Genomic DNA, 13,806 nt, shown 5'->3' with positions numbered 1-13,806 from the left:
CCCGGCGACATCCGTGCCGCCGGGGAACGGTCGATACTCAGCCGAGCGCCTCGAAGAGGTGGCCCATCCGGTCACGCTTGGTCCGCAGGTAGCGCACGTTCTCGGCGTGCACCCGGACCGGAAGCTCCTCGCGGCCGGTGACGGTCAGCCCGTACCCCTCCAGCCCCGCCCGTTTCGCCGGGTTGTTGGTCAGCAGGCGCATCGAGCGCACGCCCAGGTCGTAGAGGACCTGCGCGCCGGTGCCGTAGTCCCGGGCGTCGGCCGGCAACCCCAGCTCCAGGTTGGCGTCGACGGTGTCCAGGCCGCGGTCCTGCAACTGGTACGCCTGCAGCTTGTGCAGCAGGCCGATCCCCCGGCCCTCGTGCCCGCGCATGTAGAGCACCACCCCGCGGCCGGCCGCGACAATCCGTTCCAGGGAGACGTCCAGCTGTGGCCCGCAGTCGCAGCGCACCGACCCGAACACGTCCCCGGTCAGGCACTCCGAATGCACCCGGACCAGCACGTCCTCGCCGTCCCCGAGCTCGCCGAAGACCAGCGCCACGTGCTCGCCACCGTCCACCTGCGCGCGGTAGCCGACCGCGGTGAACTCGCCGTGCTCGGTCGGCAGCCGGGTCTCCACGACCCGCTCGACCTGCTGCTCCATCCGGCGGCGGTACTCGATCAGACCGGCGATGCTGATCAGCGCCACGTCGTGCTCGGCGGCGAACACCTCCAGGTCGGGCAGCCGCATCATGGTGCCGTCGTCGTTGACCATCTCGCAGAGCACACCCGCCGGCCGCAGCCCCGCCAGCTCGGCCAGGTCGATGGCCGCCTCGGTGTGCCCCGGGCGCCGCAGCACCCCGCCGGCCTTGGCGCGCAGCGGCACCACGTGCCCCGGGCGGGACAGGTCGGACGGCTTGGTGGCCGGGTCGGACAGCAGCCGGATGGTGTGTGCGCGGTCGGCGGCCGAGATGCCGGTACCGATGTTCTCCCGCGCGTCCACGGTCACGGTGTACGCGGTGCCCCGCCGGTCCTGGTTGGTGTGGTACTGCGGCGGCAGGTCGAGCCGGTCCGCCTCGGCCTCGGTGATCGGCGCGCAGATGTAGCCGGAGGTGTACCGGCGCATGAACGCGATCAGTTCGGGCGTCGCCTTCTCGGCCGCGAAGATCAGGTCGCCTTCGTTCTCCCGGTCCTCGTCATCCACCACGATGACGGCCCGGCCGGCGGCGATGTCCTTGATGGCCCGTTCGATGTCATCCAACATGACGGTCTCCGATCATTTTCTCCACGTACTTGGCGATCACGTCGACCTCGAGGTTCACCGGGTCGCCGATCGCCTTGGCACCCAGCACCGTGAGCTTCAGAGTGGTCGGGATCAGCCCGACCGAGAACGAGTCGGCGTCGACGGCCATCACGGTCAGCGAGACGCCGTCCACCGTGATCGAGCCCTTCTCCACCACGTACCGGGAAAGCTCCGCCGGCAGCGAGAACCGCAGAACCTCCCACTCGGCGGCCGGCTCGCGGCCGACGATCCGCGCGACCCCGTCGACGTGGCCCTGCACCAGGTGCCCGCCGAGCCGGCTGCCGACGGTCGCGGCGCGTTCCAGGTTGACCGGGCTGCCCGGCCGCAGCGCGCCCAGCGACGAACGGCGCAGCGACTCGCCCATCACGTCCGCGGTGAACACGCCGTCGACGTTGTCGATCACGGTCAGGCAGACGCCGTTGACCGAGATCGAGTCGCCGTGCCGCGCGTCCGAGGTGACCACGGGACCGCGCACGGCGATGACGGCCGAGTCGCCTCCCGCGTCGATCGACTTGTCGCCTCCGGCGACGGTGAGGTACTTGACCTCGCCCAGTTCCTCGACGATGCCGGTGAACATCAGGACTCCTTCTGACGGAGGGTGGCGGTGAGACGCAGGTCGGGTCCGATCCGCGTGACGTCGGTGAGGTCCAGATCGATGACCTCGCCGATGGTGGTGACCCCGGCGGCGGCCAGCGCGTTCGCGCCCGCCCCGAGCAGTTTCGGCGCGACGTAGCCGGTGACCCGGTCGACCAGTCCCGCCGCGAGGAAGGCGCCGGCCAGCGTCGGCCCGCCCTCCAGCAGCGCGGACCGCACGCCCCGGTCGAACAGCGCGGTCATCAGCGCGTTCAGGTCGGTGCGGCCGTCCGGTCCTCGGCCGACCGCGGCCGCCGTCGCGATCCAGGTGGGCGCGCTCTCGTCGCGGACTTTCGCTGTCTCCGGGGTACGCCCGGACGAGTCCACAACGACCCGCAACGGTTGTTCTCCGTCGAAGTCGCCGCGAACCGTGAGCTGCGCGTCGTCGGCGAGCACCGTCCCGACACCGGCGATGATCGCGTCGACCGTGCCGCGCAGCCGGTGCACGTCGGCCCGCGCCTCCGCCGAGGTGATCCACTTGCTGGTGCCGTCGGCGGCGGCCGAACGCCCGTCGAGCGTGGCCGCGAACTTCCAGGTCAGATAGGGCCGCCCCCGGCGCACCGCGGTCAGCCAGACGACGTTGCCCTGCTCGGCCTCGTCACGCAGCACCCCGGTGACCACCTCGACGCCCGCCGCGCGCAGCGTGGCCGTGCCGCCGCCGGCCAGCCGGGTCGGATCGTCCACGGCGATCACCACGCGGCGGACCCCGGCCTCGACCAACGCGTGCGCGCAGGGGCCGGTGCGCCCGGTGTGGTTGCAGGGCTCCAGCGTGACCACCGCGGTAGCGCCCCGCGCCCGTTCCCCGGCGCCGGCCAGCGCCACGATCTCGGCGTGCGGCCCCCCGGCCCGCGCATGAAAGCCCTCGCCGACGATCGAGCCGGCGGGGTCGAGCAGCACGCAGCCGACCACCGGGTTGGGGTGTGTGGTGCCGAGGCCACGAGCGGCCAGCGCGATGGCGCGGCGCATCGCAACACTGTCGGAAATCATCGATCCCCCTCTCCAACGCGGCATCAATCACGCGCGAGAGGGGAGAGAAAACACCGGAAACAGGACACACGGGTACGGCAGGGCCGTACCCGAGGCCGGACAAAGCCGGACCTGCTCCGACGCGCTGTCTCCCATCCGGACTCTCGACCACTCGAACAAACGAGCGATCACCGTCGGCCCCGGATTTTCACCAGGTCCACCGTCCGCCGAGTGTCAGTCGACGTCCGGGTCGCGGGCTTACCTCCGCTTGCGTGGAGGATCACCGCCGGTTCGGAATTTCACCGATCCCGCCAGCGCGTGGTGGGTATCTCGAAGTCTTGCACTAAAACGGCCCGCTGACACCCGGTGCGTCTCGCAGGTCACATCTCGCCGGTGTCCTCGTCGGGCGAGCTGCTGCGACGACGGTCGATCGCCACGTACGACCCCGGCTGGCTCTTGGCCACCTTCTTCATCTCGGACGCCACCGCCACCACGACCCGCGCGTCGTCGAACTGGCGTCCACCGGACTTCGACTCGGCCACCCCGATGGAGAGCGTGACCAGGGCGGCCCGCTGCTTGTTGCCGCGCCGGTCGGGCACCTCGATGTAGCCGCGCTGGGCGTCGCTCGGGTCGTACAGCTGGTCGGCGGTGGTCTCGAAGTCGGCCACCATCCGCTTGGTCAGCGGGAGCACCTGGTCGGGCGTGCAGATGAAGACGAAGTCGTCGCCGCCGATGTGCCCCAGGAACACCGGCGGGCGGCCGGACGTGGCCACCGCGCGGTGCAGGCTGCGGGCCAGCGCCGTGATGAACTCGTCGCCGCGGTCGAAGCCGTACACGTCGTTGACGCTCTTGAACCGGTCGATGTCGATGTAGCCGACCGAGTAGTCGCCGCCGGCCCGCATCCGATCGACGATCTCCCGCCGGACCCGGGCGTTGCCGGGCAGCCCGGTCAGTGGGGACACCTCGCGGAACTCCTTGTTGCGCCGCAGCGTGGAGGAGACCCGGGCGATGAGCTCGGCGGTGTCGAACGGTTTGACCAGGTAGTCGTCGACGCCTGCGGTGAGGCCGACGACCTTGTCCACGGTCAGGCCCTTGGCGGTCAGCATGATCACCGGGAGGGCGCTGGTCAGCGGCTCGGCGCGCAGGCGGCGGGTGAGCTCGACGCCGTCCATGGCCGGCATCATCCAGTCGACGACGGCGAGGTCGGGCCGGACCTTCTCCATCATGTCCAGGGCTTCCTGGCCGTCCTTGGCCCGGACCACCTCGAAGCCGTGCACCTTCAGGTTGAACGCGACGAACCCGGCGATGTCGTCGTCATCGTCGACCACCAGGATCGTGTCCGGGCGGTTGTCCGGCTCGCCCGGCAGGTCGGTGGCTTCGGTCCGGACCACGCCCGCGCTCATGCCCGTACCCCGGAATGGAGAACTTGGGCCCTGAGCTTGCGCACCGCCTCGGCCGGATCGTCCGCGCCGTAGACCGCCGTGCCGGCGACGAACGCGTCGGCGCCCGCCTCGGCAGCCTGCTCGATGGTGTCGGCCGAGATGCCGCCGTCCACCTCCAGCCGCACCTCGAGGCCCTTCGCGGTGATCCGGCGGCGCACGTCACGGACCTTGTCCAGCATCTCCGGCATGAATTTCTGCCCGCCGAACCCGGCCTTGATCGTCATGATCAGCAGCGTGTCCACAAAGGGGAGCAGCTCCAGGTAAGGCTCCACCGGGGTGTCCCGGTCGATCGCCAGCCCCGCTTTCGCCCCCGCCGCGCGCAGCGTCTTGGCCAGGGCGAACGGGTCCTCGCAGGCCTCCGCGTGGAAGGTCACGTTGTACGCGCCCGCCTCCGCGAACCCCGGCGCCCAGCGCTCCGGCTCGGTGATCATGAGGTGCACGTCGAACGGGATGTCCGTCGCTTTGCGCAGGCTCTGGACCACCGGCAGGCCGATCGTCAGATTAGGGACGAAATGGTTGTCCATGACATCCACATGCACCCAGTCGGCGGCACCCTCGACGGCGCGCACCTCCTCGGCCAGACGGGCGAAGTCAGCGGCCAGAATGCTCGGCGCGATGATCGGCGAAGGCTCCACGCTCGAAGTGTAGAACCTGCGACCCCCGGCCGGGCTTCGCTCACCCGCGACGAGCCGCAATACTGATCCGTGCCGATCCACCTCTCGCCGGGAGTTGCCGTAGTGATCCACGCCGCCCGAAGGGCCACGATTGCGCTGGCCGCGGCCGCCCTTCTGCTCCTGAGCGGGTGCGGCGGGAGCCTGCCGTACGGCATCGACGGCGACCTGGGCGACGACTGGCGCGAGCCGCCCGCCCCGCAGTCGTTCAAACCGGCGGCGCACGGGTGCTTCGACAAGATGGAGGCGGACGCGCCGCTGGGCGAGTACGCCCCGTTCGAGTGCGCGGAGCGGCACGTCGCCGAGACGTTCTTCGTGGGCGACCTGCCGGACGGCGCCGGCGCCGACCGGGACAAGGCCCTGACCACGGCCGGCACGGAGTGCTCCAAGCGGGCGGACGTGTTCGCCGGCGGCGAGTGGCGGACCGCCGCGTTGCGCCTCCAGCCGGTGCTGCCGGGCAAGGCGGGCTGGGCGGCGGGCGCCCGCTGGTACCGCTGCGACCTGGGCCAGGTCGAGCCCGGCACGGACAAGGTGGTCAGCCGCGCCGGCACGTTGAAGGGCGCGCTGACCGGGGCGGCGCCGCTGCGGCTGCGCTGCTTCGACCCGTCGGTGAAGGACACCAACGTGAGCGCCATGAAGCCGATGCCGTGCGACGGCCCGCACCACGCCGAATTCACCGGTTTGTGGGACGCCCCGGACGTGGCCCTGGACAAGCTGGACGGCGACAAGCGGATGGCGACCGGCTGCCGCAGCTCGATCGCCGAGTACACCGGCGTCCCGGACGACAACAACCTGCAGTACCGCGCGGGCTGGCTGGCGTTCGCGCCGAGCCGCGGCGAGTGGGCCGCCGGGATCCGGTCGGTGCAGTGCTTCCTGTGGCTGGCGGACGATCCGATGCGGAAGTCCTTCAAGGACGCCGGCGCCGGCAAGCTACCGATCCATTACGCCGGATAGCCTCGCCTGGAAGGTCGCCGTGTCGTTCAATCGGGGGAACTCGGTGTCCGGTACAGGCACGCCGAGGAAGTCGCACAGCGGCGCCCACCCCTGTTTCACCTCGAACTCGAGCAGCCGCTCCGCGGGCACCTCACGGCGAACCGCCTCGTTGTGCTCCTCGAAGACCCGGATGGCGAAGTCCCGCTCGGCGAAGCGGCCCTTGAAGGTGCCGTCCCACACCGTGGCGTGCGCCATCCGCGCGAACGGCGGCACCACGGGCATGTCCAGCGCCTTCATCGCGGCCGGGTAGATGGTCCGGCAGGTGCTGTCGTACCAGGCGCCGGAGTCGCGCACGCTGAGCACGACCTTGGCGTCCGGGTGACGTTCGACCAGCTCACGCCAGAAGTACACGCCCGGCCAGTCCACCGTGGACCGGTGGCCCTCGGTCGCGGCGTCGAGGGCGCCGGGCACGCCGCCGGCGGCGTCCAGCCACTTCTGCGCCTGATCCTGGTCCTCGATCAGGGGAATCATGTGGGCGCAGGGGCCGATGCCCAGCTGCTCCAGTGCCGCCTTGAGACTGAGAGTTCCCGTCCGCCCGAAGCCCGCGCCAATGACATCCATGGATGTCACCGTACCCAGACTTTGTCGACCTAAAAGCTCAACATTGCCTAGGAGGTTCGTCGGAGGACGGCCAGGAACATCGCGTCGGTGCCGTGCCGATGCGGCCACAGCTGCACGGTCGGTCCCGGGCCGAGATGCGGCATGCCTGGTGGGAGCAGCGGGCGCGCGTCCACGAAGTCCACGTCGACGCCGCTGCGCCGGGCACCCTCGGTCACCGTCACCTGGGTCTCGACCACGTGCGGCGAGCATGTGACGTAGGCCACTACGCCGCCGGGACGTACCGCGCGGAGCGCCGCCACCAGCAGCTCCCGCTGCAGCCGGGTCAGCGGCGGCAGGTCGTCCGGCGTCCGGCGCCAGCGCGACTCCGGCCGCCGGCGCAGCGAACCCAGCCCGGTGCACGGCGCGTCCACCAGCACCCGGTCGAACGCCTCCTCCGGCAGGTCCTGGTCGCGGCCCACCGAGCGGCCGTCCATCGGCAGCACGGTCACCGGCATGCCCTGGGTGGCCTGCTCGACCAGCCGGGCGCGGTGCTCGGCCACCTCGACCGCGGTCACCTCGGCGCCGCGGGCGGCCGCGATCGCGCCCATCAGCCCGGCCTTGCCACCCGGACCGGCGCACAGGTCCAGCCATCGGGTGTCCTGGCCCTCGACCGGCGCGGCCAGCAGCGCCGCGGCGACCAGCTGCGACCCCTCGTCCTGGACGTGGGCGCGGCCGTCCCGGATCGCCGCCAGGTTGCCCGGCGCGCCGCCGTTCAGATAGACCGCGTACGGCGAGAAAGCCCCCGGCTCGCCACCCACCTCGTCGGCCAGCTCGACCGCGTCGGCCCGGCCCGGCCGAGCGCACAGGTGCACGGCCGGCGGCTGGTTGTCCTCGATCAGCAGCCGCGCGGTGTCGTCAAGATCGCCGCCGAGCGCCTCGTTGAACGCCCGGATGATCCACTGCGGGTGGTTGTGCAGCACCGCGAGGTTCCCGACCGGGTCCTCCTCGTAACCGGGCGCCAGCTTGGTCAGCCAGGCGTCCAGGTCGCCGCCCTCGGAGATCTCCCGCATCACCGCGTTGGCGAACCCGGCCGCGCCCGGCGCCACCGACCGGGTCAGGTCGACGGTCTGGTTCACCGCGGCGTGCGCCGGCACCCGCGTGTAGAGCAGCTGGTAGACGCCCAGCCGCAACGCGTCCCGGGCCGGCGGGTCGATCCGCGACACCTCGCGCCCGGCCGCCGAACCGATGATCAGGTCGAGCGTCCCGTGCGCGCGCAGCGTCCCGTAGGCCAGCTCGGTCGCGAACGCCGCGTCCCGCCCCGACAGCCGCATCTCGCTCAAGATCTGATTCAAGACCAGATTGGCGTACGCGTCATCGCGGTGCACCGCCGCGATCGCCTCGTACGCGGCCTGCCGCGCCGGATCCGCCGGCGGGCGACCGGACCGCGGACCGCTCCCGCTCCGGGAATCGCGCCCCTGGTCGCGCCCGCCGCCGTAGCCGGGCCCACCCGGTCGCCGCGGCCGGCCCGACCCGTGCGGCCGATTCGCCTGGTGCTCCGTCACTCGAACGTCTCCCCTGCTTCGATCCGGAGCCCCCGTGCCCAGTCCGAGGCGGACATCGGCTTCTTGCCCGCCGCGCGCACCTCGCCCAGCACGACCGGCGTGGTCGCCGTACCCGCCAGCACCTGCGTCCGCTCCACCCGGAGCTCGCCCGGCTTCAGCGGCTCGGCGTTGGCGACCGGATGCACCGGTCCCAGCTTCAGCCGGTCACCGCGCAGCGTCGTCCACGCGCCCGGCGCCGGGGTGCACGCCCGCACCCGCCGGTCCACCCCGAAGGCCGGATCACCCCACCGGATGCGCGCGTCCTCCACCGTGATCTTGGGCGCCAGCGAGACGCCGTCGGCCGGCTGCGGACGAGCCCGCGCCGTCCCGTCCTCGATCGCGTCCAGCACCGCCACGAGCAGGCCCGCCCCCTCGGTGGCCAGCCGTTCCAGCAGGTCACCCGAGGTATCCACCGGGCGCACGCGCTCGGTCAGCGTCCCGTACAGCGGTCCGGTGTCCAGCCCCGCCTCGAGCTCGAAGACACTGGCACCGGTCACCTCGTCGCCGTGCAGCACCGCATGCTGCACCGGCGCGGCGCCACGCCATGCGGGCAGCAGCGAGAAGTGCAAATTCACCCACCCGTACCGGGGAATCTCGAGAGCGGCGGGTGGCACCAGCGCGCCGTAGGCGACCACCGGGACACAATCGGGCCCGATCGCGCGCAAGCGCTCCTGAAACTCGGGCTCCCGCGGCCGCGCCGGCGTCAGCACCTCGATGCCGCGCTCGTCCGCCCACGCCCCCACGGGCGACCGCACCAGCCGACGCCCGCGCCCGGCCGGCGCATCCGGCCGGGTGACGACGGCGACCAGCTCGTGCCGCGACTCGGCGACCGCGGCCAAGGCGGGCAGAGCGACCTCCGGAGTGCCGGCGAAAACCAGCCGCATGCTCAACGCCCCCGCCCGAAGATCCCGCGACTGTGCGGACTCTCCTTCACGACCGGCGGCCGTGCCACGTCGTACCACTCGGCCGCGCGGATCTGCTTCATGGCTTCCTTACGCCCCGCCGAGTCCAGCCGGTCCAGGAACAGCACCCCGTCCAGGTGGTCGGTCTCGTGCTGCACACACCGCGCCATCAGCCCCGTGCCGATCACCTGGATCGGGTCACCGTGCTCGTTGAAGCCACTGGCCACCACGTTCTGGCGGCGCTTGGTGTCGATGTAGATGCCCGGGATGGACAGGCAGCCCTCCGGCCCGTCCTGCTCCTCGTCGTCCGGGAACGACAACACCGGGTTGACGATGTGCCCGACCACGTCGTCCACGTCGAACGCGAACACCCGCAGCCCCACACCCAGCTGCGGCGCCGCCAGCCCCGCACCCCCCTCGTCCTGCATGGTCTCGAGGAGATCCCTGACGAGTCCGCGCAACTCCTTGTCGAAATCGACGACCGGATCGGCCGCGGTGCGCAACACCGGGTCGCCGAAGAGTCGGATGGGCTGGACAGTCACGCGGCGCTACTCCCTCGGGCGGTTTGCTGGTTCGCCTCGGAAGTCTACGGACCCGCCCGCTGACCCCAGGTGCCGGAGCCTTCGCAGGGGTCGCGCGGGGGTTCTGCAGGTTCGGCCCATTCCGGCGGCCGGAGCTTCAGACGACCGCGCCGGCGATTTCCATCCGTACGGTTCGTCAGCGTGACCGCGTTACGGCCGGTCACCTCCCACCCGACATCTGGTCGGCAACCAGGCCCGCCGTGCCCCCGGCATGAACGCCCGTCGCCGCCATGACTGCCGTCGCTTCCGCTGGGCATGGGGTCGAGCCGGGTTGCCACGCGCCCGCGGTGCCCACTCGCCGTGACTGCCGCCGCTATCGCCCGGAGTGGGTCGAGCCAGGTAGCCAGGCGCCCGCGGTGCCCACTCGCCGTGACTGCCGCCGCTCGCGGCGCGGGCCCGGCGCGCAGTGGTAAAGCCGCCGCAAGTGGTAGGACCACGCGAAAACGGTAGGACCAGGCGGTATCCGGCCTCGATATACCGCCCTGCGCTACCGCTGTCCGCGCGCGTGGTAGCCAGGAGCGGTATGCCAGCTCTGGATAGCGGCCGGTCCTACCACCATCCGCGCGAGTGCCGGACCGCGCCGGTCCGGCCGGGCATCCGCGTCCGGAAATCGCCCTGGGCCACCACTTTCGTGCCGGGCTACCACCGCGAACGCCAGGAGGACAAGATCGGCGGGCGCGACGCGCCCGGCGGCCCGCGACACGCGGACCGCCACCTCCCCCACCCCGGCACTGGGTGGGTGACACGGTAGGCGGCGGGTACGACAGTTTCCGTGCCTGTCCACAGGCAGGGCGAAACGATCGGAAGGCCTGTCCACAGGCATGGAAAATGGTCGGAAGGCTGCCCGCGGGCGTGACCGAGAACGTCAGAAGAGGGTGCCGGGGTCCATCTGGAGACGGACCGGCTGGGCCGCCTTGCGCGCGCTGCGGACCGCCGCGGCCTCGTGCAGAGCGTGTGCCAGCTCGCCGGCCTTGCCGCGGGAGACGCGCAGCAGGAAGCGTTCCTGGTCCTCCGGGGCGGGGACCGGGCCGAGGACCTCGGTGCCGTCGGGGAGGCGGGCCGCCCGCAGGAAGTCGGCGACCGCGTCGGCCGTGCCGGTCACACCGGCCATGCGGGCGATCGGCGGGAAGCGGAGTTCGCGTCGTTCGGCGAGTTCGCGTTCGGCGAACCAGCCCGGATCCCAGCGCAGCAGGGCCTGCACGGTGGCGAGGGAACCGTCGGCGACCACGATGACCGAGCCGTCGGGCCGGGCCAGGGCCGCCGCGTTCAGCCAGCGGCGCATCGTCTCCTCGGCGGCCCGCAGGTCGGAGCGGGTCAGCAGGGCCCAGGTGTCGAGCAGGAGGACGCAGCCGAAGCCCTCGTCGGCCACCGGTTCCGCGCCGGGGGTGGCGACCACGACGGCCGGTTCGGCGGGGATCGTGGTCAGCACCTCGTCGCGGCCGGAGGTGCGGATGGTCACGCCGGGGAAGGCGCGGCCGAGTTCCTCTGCGGTGCGCCGGGCGCCGGTGATCGAGGCGCGCAGCCGGCGGCCACCGCAGGCGGGGCAGGAGTAGTCGGCGGAGGCCCGGCCGCACCAGCGGCACGTCGGGACGTCGCGTGCGCCGGCGACGCCGAGCGGGCCCGAGCAGTGCGGGCAGCGCGCGGGGGTGCGGCACTCGGCGCAGGCGGTCGACGGCAGGTAGCCCCGGCGCGGGACCTGCACCAGCACGGGATGCCCGCCCTGCAGGGCGGCGCGGGCGGCCTGCCAGCCGAGGCTGGGCAGCCGGGCCGTGGCCGCACCGGGGTCGCGGGCGAGTTGCGGGTCGTCGCCGGTGGGCTGGATGCGCGCCACCCGCTGCCGCAGGACGTCACGCGAGGCGATGATCTCCTTGGCCCAGCCGGTCTCCAGGAGAAGCTGCGACTCCCCCGTCCGGGCGAATCCGCCGATCAGCGCCGAGCACCCGGCCAGTTGCGCCCGTGTCAGCAGCACCTCGCGGGCGTGCGGGTAGGGCGCCCGGGGCTCGGCGTAGAGGTCGTCGCCGTCGTCCCAGATGACGACGAGACCGATCTCGGCGACCGGGGCGAACATCGCGGCGCGGGTGCCGACGACGACGGGCACCTGGTGCCGGCTGGCCGCGAGGAACCGGCGGTAGCGCTCGGCGGGCCCGGCGGCGGCGTTCAGCGCGACGTGCCGGCCCTCGCCGAGCACCCGCGTCATGGCGAGATCCACCCGTTCGAGATCACGTGCGTCGGCGACGAGCACCACGACGCCACGCCCGCCCCGGACCGTGACGGCGGCGGCCTCGGCTATCCGGCCGGGCCAGTCCTCCCCGGGCGACGCCGACCACACGGCCCGGGCCACCCGCCCGTCCTCGAGTGCCCGCAGGAACGCCGCCCCGGCGACGTAGCCGTCCCAGCCCTGCTCAGCGACGGCGGCGATGTCGCCCTCGGGCGTGGGCGGCGGCGTCTGCGACTCCACGCGGGCGTGGCGCGGCGGGACGGCGAGGCGCAGGACGTCCGACAGGTTGCCGGCGTAGCGGTCGGCGACGGCGCGGGCCAGGCGCGCGACCTCGGGGTCGAGGATGCGCTCGGCGGAAACCACCCGATCGAGGAACGCCAGCTTGCCCTCGTGCGCCGACGTTTCGGCCCGCTCCAGCAGGAGACCGCTCATCAACTGGCCGGCGAAGCGCACCCGGACCCGGACGCCGGGCTGCGCCGCCTCGTCGTCGCCGGCGGCGACCAGGTAGTCGAAGGGGCGGTCCAGGTGGGGCAGCGGCACCTCGACGCAGACGCGCGCCACGGGCAGCCGCGCCGCCGGCTCGCGCCGTGGCTTCGCGGCCTTCCCCGAAGGCTTTTTCCCCGGAACTTCCACGGAAGGATTCTCTCGCGGCGGTACGACAGAAAGCGGTTCAACCGGAAGCGGCTCGACAGCGACGGGCTCGGAGAGAAGAGGCGCAGCGAAAAGGGGCACCTCGCCGGATGACGAGGCGCCCCTTGTGTCCGTGTTGTCAGGCAGCGGCGTTCTTCAGGTCCTGGGCGCGGTCCGTGTTCTCCCACAGCAGCTCCGGCAGCTCCCGGCCGAAGTGACCGTACGCGGCGGTCTGCTGGTAGATCGGGCGCATCAGGTCCAGATCACGGATGATCGCGGCCGGACGAAGATCGAACACCTCGTTGATGGCCTTCTCGATCCGCTCCACCGGCACGTTCTCCGTACCGAAGGTCTCCACGAACAGCGAGACCGGGTGGGCCTTGCCGATCGCGTACGCCACCTGCGTCTCGCAGCGCTCGGCGAGACCGGCCGCCACCACGTTCTTGGCCACCCACCGCATCGCGTACGCCGCGGAGCGGTCCACCTTGGACGGATCCTTGCCCGAGAACGCGCCACCACCGTGGCGGGCGTACCCGCCGTACGTGTCAACAATGATCTTGCGACCGGTCAGGCCGGCGTCACCCATCGGGCCACCGATCTCGAAACGACCGGTGGGGTTGACCAGGAGCCGGTAGCCCTCGGTGTCGAGGCCGAGACCCTCCAGCTCGGGGGCGATCACGTGCTCGCGGACGTCGGGGGTGAGCAGCGACTCCAGCGAGATGTCCGCGGCGTGCTGCGACGAGACGACGACCGTGTCGAGGCGGACCGGACGGAGCCCGTCGTACTCGATGGTGACCTGGGTCTTGCCGTCGGGCCGCAGGTAGGGGATGGTGCCGTCCTTGCGGGCCGCGGACAGCCGCCGGGCGAGGCGGTGCGCGAGCGCGATCGGCAGCGGCATCAGCTCGGGGGTCTCCGAGCAGGCGAAGCCGAACATCATGCCCTGGTCACCGGCGCCCTGGGCGTCGAGCACGTGTTCGGAGCCGCCGTCGCGGAGTTCGACCGCGCTGTCCACGCCCTGGGCGATGTCGGGCGACTGCGAGCCGATGGAGACGCTGACGCCGCAGGAGGCGCCGTCGAACCCCTTCTTCGACGAGTCGTAACCGATCTTCAAGATCGTCTCGCGGACGATGCTGGGGATGTCCGCGTACGCCTGCGTGGTCACCTCACCGGCGACGTGTACCTGGCCGGTGGTGATCAGCGTTTCGACCGCCACGCGGCTGCGCGGGTCCTGCGCCAGCAGCGCATCGAGAATGCCGTCGCTGATCTGGTCAGCGATCTTGTCCGGGTGGCCTTCCGTGACCGACTCGGAGGTGAACAGGCGGCGTGCCACGGTGCTCCTCAGATTCG

13 protein-coding genes and 1 riboswitch are annotated in these 13,806 nt (G+C 72.1%); of the genes, 2 read left to right on the top strand and 11 right to left on the bottom strand.

Translation table 11 applies throughout. The features are described from left to right. Positions 1-37 precede the first annotated feature (37 nt). The 5 genes from QSK31_RS16610 to rpe all read right to left on the bottom strand — a co-directional run bounded on the left by QSK31_RS16610 (position 38) and on the right by rpe (position 4,958). Positions 38-1,243 carry a bifunctional 3,4-dihydroxy-2-butanone-4-phosphate synthase/GTP cyclohydrolase II gene (locus QSK31_RS16610; RefSeq protein ID WP_285684859.1) on the bottom strand — a complete coding sequence of 402 codons (1,206 nt, stop codon included), beginning with the start codon at positions 1,241-1,243 and terminating at the stop codon, positions 38-40. Beyond that, the gene (locus QSK31_RS16605; RefSeq protein WP_285684858.1) at positions 1,233-1,859 is read right to left on the bottom strand and encodes a riboflavin synthase; all 627 of its coding nucleotides are present in this window, start codon (positions 1,857-1,859) and stop codon (positions 1,233-1,235) included. The genes QSK31_RS16610 and QSK31_RS16605 overlap by 11 nt, the downstream gene beginning before the upstream one ends. After that, complete coding sequence (gene ribD / locus QSK31_RS16600; RefSeq protein ID WP_285684856.1) at positions 1,859-2,902, bottom strand: bifunctional diaminohydroxyphosphoribosylaminopyrimidine deaminase/5-amino-6-(5-phosphoribosylamino)uracil reductase RibD; 1,044 nt, start codon at positions 2,900-2,902, stop codon at positions 1,859-1,861. The genes QSK31_RS16605 and ribD overlap by 1 nt, the downstream gene beginning before the upstream one ends. Before the next feature lie 119 nt (positions 2,903-3,021). Beyond that, positions 3,022-3,201: riboswitch (FMN riboswitch) on the bottom strand. Positions 3,202-3,261: 60 nt separating this feature from the next. Further along, a complete protein-coding gene (locus tag QSK31_RS16595; RefSeq protein ID WP_285684855.1) occupies positions 3,262-4,284 on the bottom strand; it encodes a GGDEF domain-containing response regulator in 1,023 nt (340 codons plus the stop codon). After that, on the bottom strand, positions 4,281-4,958 hold the full coding sequence (gene rpe, locus QSK31_RS16590; protein WP_285684965.1) for a ribulose-phosphate 3-epimerase: 678 nt from the start codon (positions 4,956-4,958) through the stop codon (positions 4,281-4,283). The genes QSK31_RS16595 and rpe overlap by 4 nt, the downstream gene beginning before the upstream one ends. 102 nt (positions 4,959-5,060) lie before the next feature. On the opposite strand from rpe, the gene QSK31_RS16585 reads away from it, so the two are divergent. Next, on the top strand, positions 5,061-5,948 hold the full coding sequence (locus QSK31_RS16585) for a septum formation family protein (RefSeq protein ID WP_285684854.1): 888 nt from the start codon (positions 5,061-5,063) through the stop codon (positions 5,946-5,948). Here QSK31_RS16585 and QSK31_RS16580 read toward each other — a convergent pair. The 4 genes from QSK31_RS16580 to def are packed head-to-tail and all read right to left on the bottom strand — an operon-like array spanning position 5,925 to position 9,572. Next, positions 5,925-6,548: a sulfotransferase family protein gene (locus tag QSK31_RS16580; protein WP_285684853.1), complete on the bottom strand. Its 624-nt coding sequence runs from the start codon at positions 6,546-6,548 to the stop codon at positions 5,925-5,927. The genes QSK31_RS16585 and QSK31_RS16580 overlap by 24 nt on opposite strands. Before the next feature lie 47 nt (positions 6,549-6,595). Beyond that, entirely contained in the window at positions 6,596-8,089 is a 1,494-nt protein-coding gene (locus QSK31_RS16575) for an RsmB/NOP family class I SAM-dependent RNA methyltransferase (RefSeq protein WP_285684852.1), read from the bottom strand. Then, positions 8,086-9,012 carry a methionyl-tRNA formyltransferase gene (fmt, locus tag QSK31_RS16570; RefSeq protein WP_285684850.1) on the bottom strand — a complete coding sequence of 309 codons (927 nt, stop codon included), beginning with the start codon at positions 9,010-9,012 and terminating at the stop codon, positions 8,086-8,088. The genes QSK31_RS16575 and fmt overlap by 4 nt, the downstream gene beginning before the upstream one ends. Positions 9,013-9,014: 2 nt before the next feature. After that, positions 9,015-9,572, bottom strand: a complete 558-nt coding sequence (gene def, locus QSK31_RS16565) for a peptide deformylase (RefSeq protein WP_285684848.1) — start codon at positions 9,570-9,572, stop codon at positions 9,015-9,017. Between the two features lie 562 nt (positions 9,573-10,134). On the opposite strand from def, the gene QSK31_RS16560 reads away from it, so the two are divergent. Next, complete coding sequence (locus tag QSK31_RS16560) at positions 10,135-10,362, top strand: hypothetical protein (protein WP_285684846.1); 228 nt, start codon at positions 10,135-10,137, stop codon at positions 10,360-10,362. Positions 10,363-10,476: 114 nt separating this feature from the next. Here QSK31_RS16560 and QSK31_RS16555 read toward each other — a convergent pair whose 3' ends face one another. Both QSK31_RS16555 and metK read right to left on the bottom strand, forming a co-directional pair. Continuing rightward, on the bottom strand, positions 10,477-12,390 hold the full coding sequence (locus tag QSK31_RS16555; protein WP_285684963.1) for a primosomal protein N': 1,914 nt from the start codon (positions 12,388-12,390) through the stop codon (positions 10,477-10,479). Positions 12,391-12,598: 208 nt separating this feature from the next. After that, entirely contained in the window at positions 12,599-13,789 is a 1,191-nt protein-coding gene (gene metK / locus QSK31_RS16550; RefSeq protein WP_285684844.1) for a methionine adenosyltransferase, read from the bottom strand. Positions 13,790-13,806: the final 17 nt, after the last annotated feature.

It is taken from the genome of Actinoplanes sp. NBRC 103695, from assembly GCF_030269485.1.
Taxonomy (GTDB): domain Bacteria; phylum Actinomycetota; class Actinomycetes; order Mycobacteriales; family Micromonosporaceae; genus Actinoplanes.
This window is presented reverse-complemented; position numbering and strand designations above follow the sequence as displayed.